This is a genomic window from Pseudomonas sp. Kh14 (assembly GCF_900291005.1).
Lineage (GTDB): Bacteria > Pseudomonadota > Gammaproteobacteria > Pseudomonadales > Pseudomonadaceae > Aquipseudomonas > Aquipseudomonas alloputida.
In genome coordinates, this window is record NZ_OLKJ01000009.1 from 1 (window position 1) to 18445 (window position 18445).

At 62.5% G+C, this 18445-nt stretch carries 18 protein-coding genes; 14 read left to right on the forward strand and 4 right to left on the reverse strand.

Going from position 1 to position 18445, the window contains the following annotated elements; translation table 11 throughout:
* The first annotated feature begins 305 nt into the window (after nucleotides 1-305).
* From FQ668_RS02385 to FQ668_RS02395, 3 genes are read left to right on the forward strand one after another with little or no spacing between them, the layout of a single operon-like run.
* Complete coding sequence (locus tag FQ668_RS02385) at nucleotides 306-965, forward strand: paraquat-inducible protein A (protein ID WP_014589575.1); 660 nt, start codon at nucleotides 306-308, stop codon at nucleotides 963-965.
* Nucleotides 952-1575 (forward strand): paraquat-inducible protein A, encoded by a 624-nt coding sequence (locus tag FQ668_RS02390; protein ID WP_014589576.1) that lies wholly within the window; start codon nucleotides 952-954, stop codon nucleotides 1573-1575. The genes FQ668_RS02385 and FQ668_RS02390 overlap by 14 nt, the downstream gene beginning before the upstream one ends.
* Nucleotides 1568-3868, forward strand: coding sequence for a PqiB family protein (locus FQ668_RS02395; RefSeq protein WP_014589577.1), 2301 nt, complete (start codon nucleotides 1568-1570; stop codon nucleotides 3866-3868). Before FQ668_RS02390 ends, FQ668_RS02395 begins: the two co-directional genes overlap by 8 nt.
* Before the next feature lie 234 nt (nucleotides 3869-4102).
* Here the strand turns inward: FQ668_RS02395 and rpsT are convergent, their stop codons facing one another.
* The gene (rpsT, locus tag FQ668_RS02400; RefSeq protein ID WP_003247625.1) at nucleotides 4103-4381 is read right to left on the reverse strand and encodes a 30S ribosomal protein S20; all 279 of its coding nucleotides are present in this window, start codon (nucleotides 4379-4381) and stop codon (nucleotides 4103-4105) included.
* A gap of 250 nt (nucleotides 4382-4631) precedes the next feature.
* On the opposite strand from rpsT, the gene murJ reads away from it, so the two are divergent.
* The 6 genes from murJ to ispH all read left to right on the forward strand — a co-directional run bounded on the left by murJ (nucleotide 4632) and on the right by ispH (nucleotide 11967).
* On the forward strand, nucleotides 4632-6170 hold the full coding sequence (gene murJ / locus FQ668_RS02405; RefSeq protein WP_014589578.1) for a murein biosynthesis integral membrane protein MurJ: 1539 nt from the start codon (nucleotides 4632-4634) through the stop codon (nucleotides 6168-6170).
* 118 nt (nucleotides 6171-6288) lie between these two features.
* On the forward strand, nucleotides 6289-7239 hold the full coding sequence (ribF, locus tag FQ668_RS02410) for a bifunctional riboflavin kinase/FAD synthetase (RefSeq protein WP_014589579.1): 951 nt from the start codon (nucleotides 6289-6291) through the stop codon (nucleotides 7237-7239).
* Nucleotides 7236-10067, forward strand: a complete 2832-nt coding sequence (gene ileS / locus FQ668_RS02415) for an isoleucine--tRNA ligase (protein WP_014589580.1) — start codon at nucleotides 7236-7238, stop codon at nucleotides 10065-10067. Before ribF ends, ileS begins: the two co-directional genes overlap by 4 nt.
* The gene (lspA, locus tag FQ668_RS02420; RefSeq protein WP_019436799.1) at nucleotides 10060-10575 is read left to right on the forward strand and encodes a signal peptidase II; all 516 of its coding nucleotides are present in this window, start codon (nucleotides 10060-10062) and stop codon (nucleotides 10573-10575) included. The genes ileS and lspA overlap by 8 nt, the downstream gene beginning before the upstream one ends.
* Nucleotides 10568-11005, forward strand: a complete 438-nt coding sequence (fkpB, locus tag FQ668_RS02425) for an FKBP-type peptidyl-prolyl cis-trans isomerase (protein WP_003247607.1) — start codon at nucleotides 10568-10570, stop codon at nucleotides 11003-11005. Before lspA ends, fkpB begins: the two co-directional genes overlap by 8 nt.
* A gap of 14 nt (nucleotides 11006-11019) precedes the next feature.
* Nucleotides 11020-11967 (forward strand): 4-hydroxy-3-methylbut-2-enyl diphosphate reductase, encoded by a 948-nt coding sequence (gene ispH, locus FQ668_RS02430; RefSeq protein WP_004577287.1) that lies wholly within the window; start codon nucleotides 11020-11022, stop codon nucleotides 11965-11967.
* Between the two features lie 76 nt (nucleotides 11968-12043).
* Here ispH and FQ668_RS02435 read toward each other — a convergent pair whose 3' ends face one another.
* Nucleotides 12044-12526, reverse strand: coding sequence for a GspH/FimT family protein (locus tag FQ668_RS02435; RefSeq protein ID WP_019436798.1), 483 nt, complete (start codon nucleotides 12524-12526; stop codon nucleotides 12044-12046).
* A 109-nt stretch (nucleotides 12527-12635) separates the two neighbouring features.
* Here FQ668_RS02435 and FQ668_RS02440 point away from each other — a divergent pair, with 109 nt between their 5' ends.
* Genes FQ668_RS02440 through thiO form a run of 5 tightly spaced genes read left to right on the forward strand, consistent with a single transcriptional unit; the run spans nucleotide 12636 to nucleotide 15463 of the window.
* Complete coding sequence (locus tag FQ668_RS02440; RefSeq protein ID WP_014589583.1) at nucleotides 12636-12818, forward strand: prepilin-type N-terminal cleavage/methylation domain-containing protein; 183 nt, start codon at nucleotides 12636-12638, stop codon at nucleotides 12816-12818.
* The gene (locus FQ668_RS02445; RefSeq protein ID WP_014589584.1) at nucleotides 12815-13459 is read left to right on the forward strand and encodes a PilW family protein; all 645 of its coding nucleotides are present in this window, start codon (nucleotides 12815-12817) and stop codon (nucleotides 13457-13459) included. The genes FQ668_RS02440 and FQ668_RS02445 overlap by 4 nt, the downstream gene beginning before the upstream one ends.
* On the forward strand, nucleotides 13456-13920 hold the full coding sequence (locus FQ668_RS02450) for a hypothetical protein (protein WP_014589585.1): 465 nt from the start codon (nucleotides 13456-13458) through the stop codon (nucleotides 13918-13920). The genes FQ668_RS02445 and FQ668_RS02450 overlap by 4 nt, the downstream gene beginning before the upstream one ends.
* Nucleotide 13921: 1 nt before the next feature.
* Nucleotides 13922-14311, forward strand: a complete 390-nt coding sequence (locus tag FQ668_RS02455; protein WP_010951877.1) for a type IV pilin protein — start codon at nucleotides 13922-13924, stop codon at nucleotides 14309-14311.
* A 54-nt stretch (nucleotides 14312-14365) separates the two neighbouring features.
* Nucleotides 14366-15463 (forward strand): glycine oxidase ThiO, encoded by a 1098-nt coding sequence (gene thiO / locus FQ668_RS02460; RefSeq protein ID WP_014589587.1) that lies wholly within the window; start codon nucleotides 14366-14368, stop codon nucleotides 15461-15463.
* 144 nt (nucleotides 15464-15607) lie between these two features.
* Here the strand turns inward: thiO and FQ668_RS02465 are convergent, their stop codons facing one another.
* Nucleotides 15608-17017: an amidase gene (locus FQ668_RS02465; protein WP_019436797.1), complete on the reverse strand. Its 1410-nt coding sequence runs from the start codon at nucleotides 17015-17017 to the stop codon at nucleotides 15608-15610.
* Between the two features lies 1 nt (nucleotide 17018).
* Nucleotides 17019-18296, reverse strand: coding sequence for a Zn-dependent hydrolase (locus tag FQ668_RS02470; RefSeq protein ID WP_019436796.1), 1278 nt, complete (start codon nucleotides 18294-18296; stop codon nucleotides 17019-17021).
* Nucleotides 18297-18445 lie beyond the last annotated feature (149 nt).

Consider the following 18445-nt stretch of genomic DNA (forward strand, 5'->3'; position numbering starts at 1 on the left):
CCGATGGTAGTGTGGGGTTTCCCCATGTGAGAGTAGGTCATCGTCAAGATTCATTTCGCAAAACCCCTATCTGCGCACGCAGGTAGGGGTTTTGTCTTTGCGGGCAAAAAGCCTGGCCTGCTCGAATCTCGGGGGCAGGCAGCTTCGTAGATGGCACCGGCGTTGCCGGTGTTCGCGGGTAAGCCCACTCCTACGGGGAAGGTTGCAACGCCAGGCAGGGGCGCACACCCTTCAGGACAACGTCGCCTCCCATAATTCGAGTCAGAACACTAGAATAGCCCCACGCACCTATACAGAAGCGCTCTATGTCCAATTCTGTCGAACCTGAAACCCTGGCCCAGCTGCCGTTGGACGAGCTTGTCGCCTGCCATGAATGCGACCTGCTGCTGCGCAAGCCCGTGCTGCAGCATGATGAGAAAGCCCAATGCCCGCGCTGCGGTTACGAGCTCTATGCCCATCGGCACAATGTGGTCAATCGCAGCCTGGCCTTGGTGCTGACGGCCCTTTTGCTGTTCGTGCCCGCCAATTTCCTGCCGATCATGCAGTTGCACCTGCTTGGCCAGACTTCGGACGATACGGTCTGGAGTGGCGTGCTAGGCCTGTACAACTCGGGGATGCGCGGTGTTGCCGTAGTGGTGTTGCTCTGTAGCATGGTCATTCCGCTGGCGAAGCTGCTCTGTCAGCTGGCCGTGCTGTTGAGCATCCGCTTGAACTTCGGGCGTGACTACGGCCTGATCTTCTACCGCATCTATCACCATCTGCGTGACTGGGGCATGCTCGAGGTCTATTTCATGGGGGTGCTGGTGGCCATCGTCAAACTGGTGGACCTGGCCGAACTGACCGTGGGCCTTGGGCTGTTCTGTTTCATCAGTCTGTTATTGATCCAGGTGTGGCTCGAGGTGGTGATGTCGCCCCACCAGATCTGGAGTGCGCTATCGGGGGAGGACCTGCATGCGGGCGATTGACGCAGGTATTGTTGTCTGCAATGAGTGTCACGAGCTGAACAGGCAAGAGCCAGACAGCACTTCGCAAACCTGCACACGTTGCGGCGCTATCGTGCATGCACGCCGGCCGAACAGTATTGTGCGCACCTGGGCGTTGCTGATTGCGGCGTCGATCCTCTACATCCCGGCCAACATACTGCCGATCATGACCGTCAGTACCCTCGGTCAGGGCAGCCCGGACACCATCATGTCCGGTGTCATCACCTTGCTCAAGCACGGCATGGTGCCCATTGCGGCTGTGGTGTTCATTGCCAGTATCCTGGTCCCCACGTTCAAGCTGGTGGGCATCGGCTTGCTGTTGTACTCCGTTCAGCGGCGGCAGCCGCTTTCGGCCCGGCAGCGGATATTGATGTACCGCTTCATCGAATTCATTGGGCGCTGGTCCATGCTGGATATCTTCGTCATTGCCATCCTGGTGGCAGTGGTGAATTTTGGCCGGATAGCCAGTGTCGAAGCCAACCTGGGCGCTGTCGCCTTCGCAACTGTGGTGATCCTGACAATGCTTGCCGCTTTAACTTTCGATCCCCGACTGATTTGGGATAACACGGAGTCGGATGACGACCATGAGTGACCTGCCAACGGCTAAAACCCGCCCAGCCTCGAACTGGTCGGCCATCTGGATCCTGCCTTTGATTGCGCTGATGATCGGTGGCTGGCTCGCGTGGCAGGCCTACCGCGACGCTGGCGTGGAAATTGAAGTCCGCTTCGAGTCGGGAGAGGGTATCGTCGCCAACAAGACCGAGGTCATCTACAAAGGCATGCCGGTTGGCAAGGTGAAAAGCCTGGTGCTCGACGCCAAGGGCGACACGCAGGGGGTGATCGCTACCATCGAGATGAACAAGGCTGCCGAGCCCCATCTAACCAAAGGCACGCGTTTCTGGCTGGTGAAGCCGAGTGTCAGCCTGGCCGGTATATCTGGCCTTGAAACACTGGTGTCGGGTAACTACATCGCCGTTAGCCCGGGAGAGGGGGAACGTACCAAACGCTTTGTGGCATTGAAGGTGGCGCCACCGCTCTCGGATTCTGAACCAGGCCTGCACCTGACCCTCAAGGCCGACAGGCTGGGCTCGCTCAATCGTGACAGCCCGGTGTTCTACAAGCAGATTCAGGTTGGCCGGGTGAAAAGCTACCGCCTGTCCGAGGACCAGAGCACCGTAGAGGTGAAAGTCTTCATCGAGCCGGCCTACGCCAGCCTGGTGCGCAAGCACACGCGTTTCTGGAACGCCAGCGGTGTCAGCATCGATGCTTCGCTTTCGGGTGTGAAGGTGCGCAGTGAGTCGTTGTCGAGCATTGTGGCGGGTGGTATCGCCTTCGCCACGCCGGAGTACCGCAAGGACAGCCCTCCCACCGATCCGAGCCTGCCGTTCCGCCTGTACGAGGACTTCGATGCCGCCCAGGCGGGTATCCGGGTAAAAGTGAAGCTGAGCGATTATGAAGGCCTGCAGGCGGGTCGCACGCCGGTCATGTACAAGGGCATCCAGGTGGGCTCGCTGAAAGCCCTGAAGATGGAGGACAACCTGGCCAGCGCTTCGGCCGAGCTGACACTCGACCCACTGACCGAGGACTACCTGGTAGACGGGACACAGTTCTGGGTAGTCAAACCGTCGATTTCCCTGGCGGGAATCACTGGCCTGGAAGCCTTGGTCAAAGGTAACTACATCGCCATTCGTCCTGGTGAGAAGGGCGCACGGCCAGAGCGTGAGTTCGAGGCGCGTGCCAAGGCGCCGCCGCTCGACCTCAAAGCGCCGGGCCTGCACATGGTGTTGTTCGCCGACACCTTGGGTTCGCTGGAAATCGGCAGCCCGGTGACGTACCGCCAGGTGAAGGTGGGTAGCGTGCAGAGCTATCAGTTCGCCCGTAACAGCAACCGCATCCTGATCGGTGTGCATATCGAGAAGGAGTACGAGAAGCTGGTCAATGGTTCGTCGCGCTTCTGGAACGTCAGTGGGATCACCCTGACCGGCGGCCTGTCGGGCATCAAGATCAAGAGTGAGTCGCTGCAAACACTGATGGCCGGCGGTATTGCGTTCGATACACCACGGCCCGATGTACCGCTGAAACGGCACATTCCACGCTTCCGCCTGCATGACAGCCAGGAAGCGGTGAACCGTGCGGGTACGTTGATCACCATCCGTGTAGAGCGTGCCGATGGCCTGAAACCGGGCACGGCCATCCGCTTCCGCGGCCTGGATGTGGGCAGCATCGAGAGCGTCGACCTCACCGATGACCTGCAGGCGGTGCTGCTACGGGCGCGCATTACCGAAGCGGCGGATCGTATTGCCCGTGCCGGTACGCAGTTCTGGGTGGTCAAGCCGGCCCTGGGCCTGGTGCGCACTGAAAACCTGGACACCTTGATAGGTGGGCAGTACCTGGAAGTGCAGCCAGCAGCCAAGAACCGTGGGCCACAGCGCGATTTCATCGCCCTGGCCGAGGCACCGGAGGTAGCAGGGCCAGAGGTCGGCCTGCCATTGACGCTCAGTGCGCCACGCCGCGGCTCGATCAAGCCGGGTGTGCCGGTTACCTATCGTGAGGTTACGGTGGGCAAGGTGACAGGCTTCGAGCTGGGCCAGAGCGCTGACCGCGTGCTGATTCATATCCTCATCGAGCCGCGCTATGCCGCCTTGGTGCGCAGCGGTAGCCGCTTCTGGAACAGCAGTGGTTTCGGTTTCGACTGGGGTCTGTTCAAGGGCGCTACAGTGCGTACCGAGTCGGTGGAAACCCTGATCGATGGCGGTATCGCCTTCGCAACGCCAGATGGCGAGCAGATGGGTAACCCGGCACGGCCGCAGCAGACCTTTGCCTTGTTCGAAAAGGCCGAGGATGAATGGCTGCAGTGGGCACCGAAGATTCAGATCGCCAAGTGATGTAAAAGTAGGGCCGCCAAGCGCGGCCCTGCTTTTTTGTGGGAGCGGCCTTGCGTCGCGAAAGGGGCGCGTAGCGGCCCCTCGGTTTCAGCGCAGAAGCTGAGATTGCCGGGGCTGCTCCGCAGCCCTTTCGCGACACACAGAGATCGAGTCCCACATGGGCTGTGCCCGCAAGCATAAATCGCAGGCAACAAAAAACCGACCCTAGGGTCGGTTTTTCGACTAGCGCGTCGCTTAGGCAGCTGCAGCTTCTTTCAGCGCCTTGATGTGGCCATTCAGACGGCCTTTGTGACGAGCAGCCTTGTTCTTGTGGATGATACCCTTGTCGGCCATACGGTCGATTACAGGTACAGCCAGAACGTAAGCGGCTTGCGCTTTTTCGGCGTCTTTTGCGTCGATGGCTTTAACTACATTCTTGATGTAGGTGCGGACCATGGAACGCAGGCTGGCGTTGTGGCTGCGACGCTTCTCAGCCTGTTTTGCACGTTTCTTGGCGGAAGGTGTGTTGGCCACCGTCGAGCTCCTCGAAAGACTTTAGGTAAATAGCAAACAAAATAGGCCGCGAATCATGCCGATCAGTCGAGCGGATGTCAAGGCCACCTGCAAGGTTCCGCCGAGCGGTGCGCCAACAAGCGGGAAAGATTCCTTTCTGCTGCGCGACCTGTACACTCGGGAATTTTTGGCTCCCCTGCGAAGGCGCGGGAGTATCGCACATTCGGACGCTGTCTGGCAGCGTCCTCTGTCATTGGCGTGAATCTTTTCGATGAACCTGCTCAAATCCCTGGCTGCAGTAAGCTCGATCACCATGATTTCGCGGGTGCTGGGCTTTGTTCGCGACACCATCCTGGCCCGCATCTTTGGTGCTGGTGTCGCTACCGATGCCTTCTTCATCGCGTTCAAACTGCCCAACCTGTTGCGGCGCATCTTCGCCGAAGGCGCATTCTCCCAGGCCTTCGTGCCGATTCTGGCCGAGTACAAGACCCAGCAAGGCGAGGAGGCGACGCGCACCTTCATTGCCTATGTCAGTGGCCTTCTGACCCTGGTGCTGGCCCTGGTGACCGCTATCGGCATCCTCGCTGCACCGTGGGTGGTGTGGGCGACGGCCCCGGGTTTTGTCGACAGCACCGAGAAATACGAGCTGACCACCGACCTGTTGCGGGTGACGTTTCCTTATATATTCCTGATCTCGCTGTCTTCCCTGGCCGGAGCGATCCTCAATACCTGGAACCGCTTTTCGGTGCCGGCCTTCACGCCTACCTTGCTGAACGTGGCGATGATCGCCTTCGCCGTGTTGCTGACGCCGTACTTCAACCCCCCAATCATGGCGTTGGCCTGGGGCGTGCTGGCGGGTGGCCTGGCGCAGTTGCTGTACCAGCTGCCAGCGCTGAAGAAGATCGGCATGCTCGTGCTGCCGCGACTGAACCTCAAGGACGTGGGTGTGTGGCGGGTACTGAAGCAGATGCTGCCGGCGATCCTGGGGGTGTCGGTGAGCCAGATCTCGCTGATCATCAACACCATCTTCGCCTCCTTCCTGGTGGCCGGCTCGGTGTCGTGGATGTACTACGCCGACCGCCTCATGGAGCTGCCTTCCGGTGTGTTGGGCGTTGCTCTGGGCACCATCCTGCTGCCGACCCTGGCCAAGACCTACGCCAACAAGGACCGCGAGGAGTACTCACGGATTCTCGACTGGGGCCTGCGCCTGTGCTTCCTGCTGGTGCTGCCCTGCACCCTGGCTTTGGCCATTCTTGCCGAGCCGCTGACCGTTGCGCTGTTTCAATATGGCAAGTTCAGCGCGTTTGATGCGGCCATGACCCAGCGGGCGTTGATCGCCTATTCCGTGGGCTTGCTGGCGATCATTCTGATCAAGGTGCTGGCACCTGGCTTCTATGCGCAGCAGAATATTCGCACGCCGGTGAAGATCGCAGTCTTCACCTTGGTCTGCACCCAGCTGTTCAACCTTGCCCTGGTCGGCCCGCTTGCACATGCCGGCCTGGCATTGGCGATCAGCCTCGGTGCCTGCCTGAATGCCGGTTTGCTGTTCTGGAAGCTGCGCAGTCAGCAGCTGTTCGAGCCTCAGCCTGGCTGGGCAGTGTTCCTGCTCAAGCTTGTGTTGGCGGTGGCGCTGATGTCGGCAGTACTGCTGGCGGGCATGCACTATATGCCGGCCTGGGAACAGGGCATCATGCTTGAGCGCTTCCTGCGGCTTGGGGCGCTGATCCTGGCGGGCGTCGTGACGTATTTTGGCTGCCTGTACCTGTGTGGCTTCCGGCCCCGGCATTTCGCTCGCAAGGCCTTGCACTGAGGCTTTTGGCGGGTCAGGCGTCGGTTTTTCGCATTCCACGCCGCCCTTGGGCGCTGCTGCCTGTCACCAGCGCCCGGGTGTGGTTATAATCGGCCACTTTATGAGCAAGAAGCGCGTTATGCAGCTGGTTCGAGGTCTTCACAACCTGCGCCCCGAGCACCGGGGCTGTGTCGCCACCATTGGCAACTTCGACGGGGTTCACCGCGGCCACCAGGCAATCCTGGCGCGTCTGCGCGAGCGCGGTCAGGCCTTGGGCCTGCCGACCTGCGTGGTGATCTTCGAACCGCAACCACGCGAGTACTTCGCACCCGATACCGCGCCAGCGCGCCTGGCCCGGCTGCGCGACAAGATCGAGCTGCTGGCGACCGAAGGTATCGACCGGGTGCTGTGCCTGGCGTTCAACCATCGTCTGAGCAAGCTCAGTGCCGATGCCTTCGTCAAGGCCATCCTGGTCGACGGCCTGGGCGTGCGTCATCTCGAAGTGGGCGATGACTTCCGCTTCGGCTGCGATCGCGCTGGCGACTTCGCTTTCCTGGTCGAGGCCGGCAACGCGTACGGCTTTACCGTCGAGGCCGCCAACACGGTCATCCAGGATGGCCTGCGGGTCAGCAGCACAGAAGTGCGCAAGGCCTTGTCCGAGGGCGACTTCGAACTGGCCGAACACCTGCTGGGCCGCCCGTACCGCATTACAGGCCGCGTGCTGCACGGCCAGAAGCTGGCCCGCCAGCTCGGCACACCAACCGCCAACATCCAGCTCAAGCGCCGCCGCGTGCCGCTGTCCGGGGTATACCTGGCCAGCATCGTGATCGACGGCAAAGCTTGGCCGGGTGTCGGCAATATCGGCGTGCGCCCCACCGTTGCCGGTGATGGGCGCCCGCACCTGGAGATTCATCTTCTGGACTTTGCCGGCGATCTTTACGGCCGGCGCCTGACGGTGGAGTTCCACCACAAGCTGCGTGAAGAGCAGCGATTCGCCTCCCTGGAGGCGCTGAAGTCGGCGATCGATGCGGATATCGCCGCCGCACGTGCACATTGGCACGCTCAACCGCTAACGAAGAGCCTGAAATGACCGACTACAAAGCCACGCTTAACCTTCCGGACACCGCCTTCCCCATGAAGGCCGGCCTGCCTCAGCGCGAACCGCAGATCCTGCAGCGCTGGGACAGCATTGGCCTGTACCAGAAGCTGCGCGAAATTGGCAAGGATCGTCCCAAGTTCGTCCTGCACGACGGCCCGCCCTATGCCAACGGCAAGATTCACATCGGTCATGCGCTGAACAAGATCCTCAAGGACATGATCGTCCGTTCCAAGACCCTGGCCGGCTTCGATGCGCCGTACGTGCCAGGCTGGGACTGCCACGGCCTGCCGATCGAGCACAAGGTCGAGGTTACCCACGGCAAGCACCTTTCTGCCGACCGTACCCGCGAGCTGTGCCGCGAGTACGCTGCCGAGCAGATCGAAGGGCAGAAGACCGAGTTCATCCGCCTGGGCGTACTGGGTGACTGGGACAATCCATACAAGACCATGAACTTCGCCAACGAGGCCGGTGAAATCCGCGCTTTGGCCGAGATGGTCAAGCAAGGCTTCGTGTTCAAGGGCCTGAAGCCGGTGAACTGGTGCTTTGATTGCGGTTCGGCGCTGGCTGAAGCAGAAGTCGAGTACGCCGACAAGAAGTCGCAGACCATCGACGTGGCCTTCCCGGTTGCCGATGAAGCCAAGCTGGCCGCCGCCTTCGGCCTGGCATCGCTGGCCAAGCCGGCCGCCATCGTGATCTGGACCACCACCCCGTGGACCATCCCGGCCAACCAGGCCCTGAATATCCACCCGGAATTCAAGTACGCCCTGGTCGACACCGGCGAACGCCTGCTGGTGCTGGCTGAAGAGCTGGTCGAGTCGTGCCTGAAGCGCTACAACCTGGAAGGTTCGGTCGTTGCCACCGCCCAAGGTTCGGCGCTGGAGCTGATCAACTTCCGCCATCCTTTCTACGATCGCCTGTCGCCAATCTACCTGGCCGACTACGTCGAACTGGGTGCCGGTACCGGCGTGGTGCATTCCTCGCCAGCCTACGGTGAAGACGACTTCGTCACCTGCAAGCGCTACGGCATGGTCAACGACGACATCCTTACCCCGGTGCAGAGCAACGGCGTGTATGTCGAGTCGCTGCCATTCTTCGGCGGCCAGTTCATCTGGAAGGCCAACCCGGCCATCGTCGAGAAGCTGAGCGAAGTCGGTGCGCTGATGCACACCGAAACCATCAGCCACAGCTATATGCACTGCTGGCGCCACAAGACCCCGCTGATCTACCGCGCCACCGCGCAGTGGTTCGTGGGCATGGACAAGCAGCCGAGCACCGGCGAGCCGCTGCGTGAGCGTGCACTGAAAGCCATCGAAGACACCAAGTTCGTCCCGGCCTGGGGCCAGGCGCGCCTGCACGCGATGATCGCCAACCGCCCGGACTGGTGCATCTCGCGTCAGCGCAACTGGGGTGTGCCGATTCCGTTCTTCCTGCACAAGCAGACCGGCGAGCTGCATCCGCGCACTGTCGAACTGATGGAAGAAGTGGCCAAGCGTGTCGAGCAGCAAGGCATCGAGGCCTGGTTCAAGCTGGACGCCGCTGAACTGCTGGGCGCTGAAGCCGACCAGTACGACAAGATCGCCGACACCCTCGACGTGTGGTTCGACTCGGGCACCACCCACTGGCACGTGTTGCGTGGCTCGCACGACATTGGCCATGCCACCGGCCCGCGCGCCGATCTGTACCTGGAAGGTTCCGACCAGCACCGCGGCTGGTTCCACTCGTCCTTGCTGACCGGTTGCGCCATCGATAACCATGCGCCATACCGCGAACTGTTGACCCACGGGTTCACCGTGGACGAGAACGGCCGCAAGATGTCCAAGTCGCTGGGCAACACCATCGAGCCGGAGAAGGTCAACAACACCCTGGGTGCCGATATCCTGCGCCTGTGGGTTTCGGCCACCGACTATTCCGGTGAAATGGCCGTTTCCGAGCAGATCCTGCAGCGCAGTGCCGACGCCTACCGGCGTATCCGCAATACCGCCCGCTTCCTGCTGTCCAACCTGTCCGGCTTCGACCCGGCCCGCGACCTGCTGGCCCCGGAAGACATGCTGGCGCTGGACCGCTGGGCCGTGGACCGTACCCTGCTGCTGCAACGCGAACTGGAAGAGCACTACAGCGAGTACCGTTTCTGGAACGTCTACTCCAAGGTGCACAACTTCTGCGTACAGGAGCTGGGTGGCTTCTACCTCGACATCATCAAGGACCGCCAGTACACCACCGGCGCCAACAGTGTCGCCCGCCGTTCCTGCCAGACTGCGCTGTACCACATCAGCGAGGCGCTGGTGCGCTGGATCGCGCCGATCCTGGCATTCACCGCCGACGAAATCTGGCAGTACCTGCCGGGCGAGCGCAACGAGTCGGTAATGCTCAACGGCTGGTACCAAGGCCTGAGCGAGCTGCCGGAAGGCACCGAGTTGGACCGCGCCTACTGGGACCGCGTGATGGCAGTGAAGGCATCGGTCAACAAGGAGCTGGAAAACCAGCGCACCGCCAAGGTCATCGGCGGCAACCTGCAAGCCGAAGTGACCCTGTACGCCGACGAAGGCCTGAGTGCCGACCTGGGCAAGCTGGGCGACGAGCTGCGCTTCGTGCTGATCACCTCGGCCGCCAGCGTGGTGCCGTTCGCGCAGGCGCCGGCCGAAGCCGTAGCCACCGAAGTCGAAGGCCTCAAGCTGCAAGTGGTCAAGTCCGGCCACACCAAGTGCGGCCGTTGCTGGCACTTCCGCGCCGACGTCGGCAGCCATCCGGAGCACCCGGAAATCTGCGGCCGTTGCGTCGACAACCTGACCGGCTCTGGTGAGGTGCGCCACTATGCCTAACCCTGCAGCGGGGCGCTTCGGGCGCCTTGCATGGCTGTGGCTGAGCTTGCTGGTCCTGGTCGTCGACCAGGCCACCAAGCTGTACTTCAACAACGCTCTGACCATGTACCAGCAGATCGTGGTCATTCCTGACTACTTCAGCTGGACCCTGGCCTACAACACCGGTGCCGCGTTCAGCTTCCTGGCTGACGGTGCGGGTTGGCAGCGCTGGTTGTTCGCCGTGATCGCCGTGGTGGTCAGCGCGGTACTGGTCGTCTGGCTCAAGCGCCTGGGGCGCAACGAGACCTGGCTGGCCGTGGCGCTGGCGCTGGTGCTGGGTGGGGCGATTGGCAACCTGTACGACCGCATCGTGCTGGGCCATGTGGTCGACTTCATCCTGGTGCACTGGCAGAACCGTCATTACTTCCCGGCCTTCAACGTGGCCGACAGCGCCATCACCGTTGGTGCGGTGATGCTGGCGCTGGATATGTTCAAGAGCAAGAAGTCCGAGGATCCGGTCCATGACTGACACCCGTATCGGCCAGAACACCGAAGTCACCCTGCACTTCGCGCTGCACCTGGAAAACGGCGACACCGTCGACAGCACGTTCGATAAAGCCCCGGCCACCTTCAAAGTGGGTGATGGCAACCTGCTGCCGGGCTTTGAAAACGCCCTGTTCGGCTTCAAGGCCGGTGACAAGCGCACCGTGGTGGTTGCCCCGGAGAACGCCTTCGGCCAGCCTAACCCGCAGAACGTGCAGGTCATGCCGAGGTCCAACTTCGAAGGCATGGAGTTGTCCGAAGGGCTGCTGATCATCTTCAACGACGCCGCCAACACCGAGCTGCCGGGTGTGGTCAAAGCGTTCGATGACGATCAGGTCACCATCGACTTCAATCACCCACTGGCTGGCAAGACCCTGACCTTCGAGGTGGAGATCCTCGAGGTGAAGGCCCTGTAAGCCTGGAGCCGAGCATGCAAATCAAACTCGCCAACCCGCGCGGCTTCTGCGCCGGGGTCGACCGGGCGATCGAGATCGTCAACCGCGCGCTGGAAGTCTTCGGCCCGCCGATCTATGTGCGTCACGAAGTGGTGCACAACAAGTTCGTGGTGGAAGACTTGCGTAACCGCGGCGCCATCTTTGTCGAAGAGCTGGACCAAGTGCCGGACGATGTCATCGTCATCTTCAGTGCCCACGGTGTTTCCCAGGCTGTGCGCCAGGAAGCTGCTGGCCGTGGCCTGAAAGTGTTCGATGCCACCTGCCCGCTGGTGACCAAGGTTCACATCGAAGTGGCCAAGTACAGCCGCGATGGCCGTGAGTGCATTCTCATCGGCCACGAAGGGCACCCGGAAGTCGAAGGCACCATGGGCCAGTACGATGCCAGCAACGGCGGCGCCATCTACCTTGTCGAAGACGAGGAAGATGTTGCCAACCTGCAGGTGCGCGACCCGAACCACCTGGCTTTCGTCACCCAGACAACACTGTCGATGGACGACACCAGCCGCGTCATCGATGCGCTGCGTGCGCGGTTCCCGAACATCGGTGGCCCGCGCAAGGACGACATCTGCTACGCCACCCAGAACCGCCAGGACGCCGTCAAGCAACTGGCCGGCGAGAGCGACGTGGTGCTGGTGGTGGGCAGCCCGAACAGTTCCAACTCCAACCGTTTGCGCGAGCTGGCTGAGCGCATGGGCACCCCGGCCTACCTGATCGACGGTGCCGAGGACATGCAACGCGGCTGGTTTGACCAGACCGCGCGGATCGGCATCACCGCCGGTGCTTCGGCACCCGAAGTGCTGGTGCGTGGCGTGATCGAACAGCTCAAGGCCTGGGGCGCTACTGGCGCTGAAGAGCTGGACGGGCGCGAAGAGAACATCACCTTTTCAATGCCCAAAGAACTGCGGGTTCGCTCGCTGATCTGACGGGCAGCACCGCCGCCAATGCAGGGGCTGCTTTGCAGCCCTTGCGCGACTCAAGACTGTTCCTGCAATGACCGCGCTAGCAGCGGTCATTGCTCAGGTCCTCCGTAAGCAACCTGACTCTGCCGCTTGATGCCAGCACCACCTGATATCGGCTGCGAGCAGCGGCGCGTTCGCACATTTCCAGTGTTGCGCCCAACCAGCTGTTGCCCAACGTCATTGGCACGCCCAGCGCACTGAATTTGAACTGCTCACCGCGATTGCTGGTTATTTTCAGCGGCTTTGGAAGGCGCTGTTCGCGCAGCACCTGCCGGTTATGCTCCAGCACTACCCGCCACCCATTCCCCCAATTACCGTCCAGCGCCAGCACCAGCACCGGCTGACCCTGCAACAGCGCATGGCTGCGTGCACTGCGCAGCGCCTGCGCCAGATCACGGGCAGCCGCCGCCCGGTGCAGGTCATCGCTCATTCGGGCGTAGGCCGGCATGCCCAGTTGGGTCAGCAAGACCGCCACGGCCAAGGCCGACAACATTTGTATCAGTGTTACGCCGCGTTGCTTCACCGTGCATTCCTCCCTGGACGTGCTTGGCTATAGCTTCCTGGCGGTTGGACAAGAGGTCCAGTCGCCCAAGTTGAAAGCAATGACGGGAAAAGTCGCAGGAGGTGCAGGGATGCACGAAAGGCAAGGGGGCATGACGCTTCTGGAAGTGCTGTTGGCGGTTGTGGTCGTGGCCGTGGGTATGTTCGCCGCAGCGGGGCTGCAACTGCAGGCCTTGCAGGCTGTGGACAGCGCGCGTCGCAATGGGCAGGCGGCAATGGCGGCGCACAGCGAGCATGAACGGGGGCGTCGATGAGGCGCGGCCAACGTGGTTTTGGTTTGGTTGAGCTGATGTTGGCGCTGACTATCGGGTTGATGCTGTTGGCGGCCGCCAGTCAGCTCTTTGCATCGGCTCACCAGGCCTGGCGCCTGCAAAGTACTGCGCTGCGCATGCAGGATGAGGCGCGGCAGGCGTTGCTGCGCATGGCCCAGGATATTCGCATGGCCGGCATGTTTGGCTGTTTGCGCCTGAAACCTTCCGATTTCGATGACCCGGCATTACAGCAGGTCTTCGCTCGCCCCCTGGTGATCGAAGCGTCCACCCTCAGCCTGATCGTGGCGGAGTTGCCTGGGCAAGCTGGCCGACCTGACTGGTTTCTGCACACCAATTGCCTGACCGAAGTGTCTGTCGATGAAGCGCGCAAGGCTGGGGACCCACTGGTGTACCCGGTCAGCAGGTATGTCTACCAGCTCCAGGACGATAAGCTGAGGTTCAAACGCGGAAACAGCAAATTTCAACCGTTGGTTGATAATGTGCAGGCGATGCGTGTGGAGCGTGTGCAGATGGTGGGGGGAGAGCGGGTGGATATCAGCCTGACGCTTTACGAACCCACGCTCAAGGTTCAGCAGCGCCATGAGTTGAGCGTCGCAATCCGCAACCCGGTCCCCGCTTCATGACTCACCAGCGTGGCGTGGTTCTTCTACTGGCCTTGGTCCTGAGCGTCCTGCTGGGCCTGCTTGCCACATCTGCCCTGCGCGACGCGCTGGTGGAAACGCGGATGACCGGCTACCTGAGCGATGGCCTGATGGCGCTGGAAGAGGCTGAGGCCACTTTGCTGGCTGGGGTACGCGAACTTGAACGGGCGCCCCCTGACGTTTGTAACGCGTGCCTGCCACCGCCCAGGCCGCACGATCTGGTTGGGCAGTGGCAAGGAACCCAGACCGGCTTTTTCCAGCTGCAGAACCTGGGTGTCAGCACACGTGCCGCGCACATGCCCGAAGGGCAGCCGGTTAGCCTGTTCCGGATTACCGCCGTCAGCAAGCAAAGCCGCTCACGGCATGTGCTGGAAGCGGTCTACGCCGTGGCCGGCAATCAAACCCAACGCATCACCTGGCGGCAAAGATTGCGAGGAGACTGACATGCAGCAAGGCTTGAGCCTGATCGAGTTGTTGATTGTGCTGGCCGTGACCGGCATTCTGGCAGCCATTGCCTACCCCAGTTACAGCGACCAGCTTCGGCGAGCCGCGCGCAGCGAAGTGGTTGGCCTGCTGCATGATGCCGCCCTGCGCCTGGAGCGCCACCGCGTGCGCACTGGCCAATACGCCGAGGGCGACCTGGTCTTGCCCGAAGGTACCCGCTACTACAGCCTGCAGGCCCAGCGCGACAGTGACACCTTCACGCTGCGCGCCCGGCGGCTACCGCATGGGCTGATGGCGCAGGATGGCTGTGGCGATTTCCAGCTCGACCAGGCTGGCGTGCAGCACAACCCGGGCGCCGTTGAGCACAGCACGCACTGTTGGGGAAGTTGAAGGTTCAATGATGCCCGGTGCATCGCGGTTTTACTTCAGGTGTTGGATCGACAGATGAGCAAGCAAGTAGTGGTGGTTGGCGGCGGGGTGATCGGCCTGCTGACGGCATTCAACCTGGCAGCCAAGGTCGGCCAGGTGGTGGTGTGCGATCAGGGCGAGGTTGGCCGAGAGTCGTCCTGGGCTGGCGGTGGCATTGTCTCGCCGTTGTACCCGTGGCGTTACAGCCCCGCCGTGACCGCTCTGGCGCACTGGTCGCAGGACTTTTATCCACAGCTGGGCGAGCGTCTGTTCGCCAGCACCGGCGTCGACCCCGAAGTTCACACCACCGGGCTGTACTGGCTCGACCTGGACGACGAGGCCGAAGCATTGGCCTGGGCTGTGCGTGAGCAGCGGCCGCTCAGTGCCGTGGATATTTCGGCGGCCTACGATGCGGTGCCGGTGCTGGGCCCGGGCTTCAAGCACGCCATCTACATGGCTGGCGTGGCCAATGTGCGCAACCCACGCTTGGTCAAGTCGCTTAAGGCGGCGTTGCTGGCGCTGCCGAACGTGACCTTGCGCGAACACTGCCAGATCAGCGGCTTCGTGCAGGAAAAGGGGCGCGTGACCGGTGTCCAGACGGCTGATGGCGTATTGGCGGCGGATGAGGTTGTGCTCAGCGCAGGCGCCTGGAGTGGCGACCTGTTGCGCACCCTTGGCCTTGAACTGCCGGTGGAGCCCGTGAAGGGCCAGATGATCCTGTTCAAGTGCGCTGAAGACTTCTTGCCGAGCATGGTGCTGGCCAAGGGGCGCTATGCAATCCCGCGACGTGACGGGCACATTCTGGTGGGGAGCACGCTGGAACACGCCGGGTATGACAAGACCCCGACCGGGGATGCGCTGGAAAGCCTGAAGGCATCGGCGGTGGAGTTGTTGCCAGAGCTTGAAGGCGCCACAGTGGTGGCGCACTGGGCGGGACTGCGGCCGGGGTCGCCAGAAGGCATCCCTTACATTGGGCCTGTGCCGGGGCATGAAGGGTTGTGGCTGAACTGCGGGCATTATCGCAATGGGCTGGTGCTGGCGCCGGCTTCGTGCCAGCTGTTTACCGATTTGCTGACAGGGGCCGAGCCGATTATCGACCCGGCGCCGTATGCGCCAGAAGGGCGTTTGGGCTGAGGGCCTCTTCGCGGGTAAACCCGCTCCTACACGAGCGGGCTCACCCGCGAAAGGGCCGCAGAAACCAACACAGATTTCAGCCAGTAATCGGTGCGTGTAGGGGCGGGTTCACCCGCGAAAGGGCCGCAGAAGCCAATACAGATTTCAGCCAGTAATCGGTGCTTGCAAGTGCCGGCTCGGATAATGCTGCTCATACACCTTGCACACCCGCAGCACTTGCTCATCGGCAAAGCGCCCGGCCACCACCTGCAGGCCCACCGGCAACCCCTCGCGGGTAAACCCGCAGGGCACCGAGGCTGCCGGCTGTTGGGTCAGGTTGAAGGGGTAACTGAACGGCGTCCACTCCATCCATTGCGCCATCCCCGACCCAGGGGGTACGTTGTGTCCGGCTTCGAACGCCACCAACGGCAGCATCGGCGATATCAGCACGTCATATCGCTGATGAAAGGCATTCATCTTCGCAATCAATTCTGCCCGGGCCTCAAGCGCCTGAGTGTATTCGCCAAGGCTGATCTGTGCGCCTTGTTCGGCGATCCAGCGCAGCCCCGGGTCAAGCAACGCTTTCTGCTCATCGCTCAAGGCACTGGCCAACCGCGCCGCACCGGCAAACCACAGGGTATTGAAGGTTTCCAGCGGGTCGCTGAAGCCCGGGTCCACTTCCTCTACCTGCGCACCCAGCCGCGCCAGGCGCTGCACCGCTTGCGCCACCAGTGCCTGGATCTGTGGGGCGACCTGCACGTAACCGAAGTTGGCGCTGTAGGCGATGCGTAGCCCGCTCAGATCTTGCTGCTGGCTGAGCCAAGGCGCCTGCCGGGGTGCGCCGGCCAAACCGTCGCGGGCATCGGGGCGCGCTACGCAGTCGAGCATCAGCACCGAGTCGTCCACGGTACGCGTCATCGGCCCCAGGTGCGACAGCACGGTCATGGCGCTGGCCGGCCATTGCGGTACATAGCCGAAGGTCGGTTTGATGCCGAAGGTGCCGGTAAAGGCGCAGGGGATGCGAATCGAACCACCGGCATCGCTGCCCTGATGCAGCACCCCCAGGTTCAGCGCGGCGGCTGCCGCAGCACCACCAGACGAACCACCGGCAGTCAGCCTGGTATCCCAAGGGTTGCGAGTAATGCCGTAAAGCGGGTTGTCGGTCACGCCTTTCCAGCCGAACTCCGGCGTGGTGGTCTTGCCTACCAGCACTGCACCGGCTTCACGCATGAAGGCGCTGAAGGGCGCATCGACCTCCCATGGGCCGGCGCCCGAGGTAGTACGCGAGCCCTTGCGGGTAGGCATGCCGCGGGTCAGGGTCAGGTCCTTGATCGAGGCGGGTACACCATCCAGTCGGCCACAGGGTTGGCCACGTTGCCAGCGCTGTTCGCTGGCACGGGCGGCGGCGCGGGCACCTTCGCCGTCGACATGGCAGTAGGCGTTGACCGCCGGGTTATACAGGTCAATGCGCGCCAGCACATCGTCGACCACCTCGACGGGTGACAACTGGCGGCGCTGGTACAGTTCGAGCAGTTCGACGGCGGTGAGTTCGCCAATCGCGGTTTTCTGGGTCATTTCAACGGGCTCCCGGGTTGGCGGCCTGGAACATGGCGCGCAACAGGACGTCGCAACCATCGGCCAGGTCCTGGGGCGCGGCATTTTCGATTTCGTTGTGGCTAATGCCACCTTCGCATGGCACGAAGATCATCCCGGCCGGGCCCAGCTCGGCGAGGAAGATTGCATCGTGACCGGCGCCGCTGACGATATCCATGTGGCTCAGGCCCAGCGCACGCGCCCCTTGGCGCACGGCATCCACGCACTGCTCGGCGAAGTACAGCGGCGGGAAGTCGGCTGTCGGGGTCAACTGATAGCTCAGGCCATGTTTCGCCGTGCTGTTTTCGATGGCTGCGCGCACTTCGCTGACCATGGCGTCGAGGTGCCCAGGGTCGAGGTGGCGCAGGTCGATGGTCATGTGCACCTGGCCGGGGATAACGTTGCGCGAGCCTGGGTGCAAGGTCAGGCAGCCGACCGTGCCGCAGGCATGTGGCTGGTGCGCGTGAGCGACGCGGTTGACCGCAGCCACCACCTCGGCTGCGCCGACCAATGCGTCCTTGCGCAGGTGCATGGGCGTGGGGCCGGCATGCGCCTCGACGCCGGTAAGGGTCAGGTCGAACCATTTCTGCCCCAGGCAGCCCTGGACCACGCCGATGGTGGTGCGTTGGTCTTCCAGCACCGGACCTTGTTCGATATGTGCTTCGAAGTAGGCGCCCACGGCGTGCCCGGTAGGCACGCGCGGGCCGGCGTAGCCGATGCGCTGCAACTCAGCGCCGACCGACAGACCTTGGTCATCGACCTTGTCCAGGGTTTCCTGCAAGCCGAATTTACCGGCAAACACGCCTGAGCCCATCATGCAGGGCGGGAAGCGCGAACCTTCTTCGTTGGTCCATACCACCACTTCCAGCGGGGCTTCGGTGGTCAGGTGCAGGTCGTTGAGCGTGCGCATCACTTCGAGGCCGGCCATGACGCCGTAGCAGCCATCGAACTTGCCGCCGGTGGGTTGGGTGTCGATGTGGCTGCCGGTCATGATGGGCGGCAGGGCAGGGTTGCGCCCGGGGCGGCGGGCGAAGATATTGCCGATGGCGTCGACGCTGACCGTGCAGCCGGCCTCTTCGCACCAGTGTACGAACAGGTCGCGAGCCTGGCGGTCGAGGTCGGTCAGGGCCAGGCGGCATACGCCGCCCTTGGCGGTGGCGCCGAGTTGGGCCAGGTCCATCAATGATTGCCACAGGCGCTCGCGGCTGACCAACGGGCCTTGGCCGAGCAGGTGCTGCGAGGGATCGATGCGGGTGTTCATGGTTCATCTCTCCTGAAATTACTGGGTGGCTTGTACCGGCCTATTCGCGGGTGAACCCGCTCCTACAAAGGCCTCGCAGGGCTGGGGGTGGTGACACCTTTGTAGGCGCGGGTTTGCCCGCGAAAGGGCCGGTACAGGTAAGCACTGTC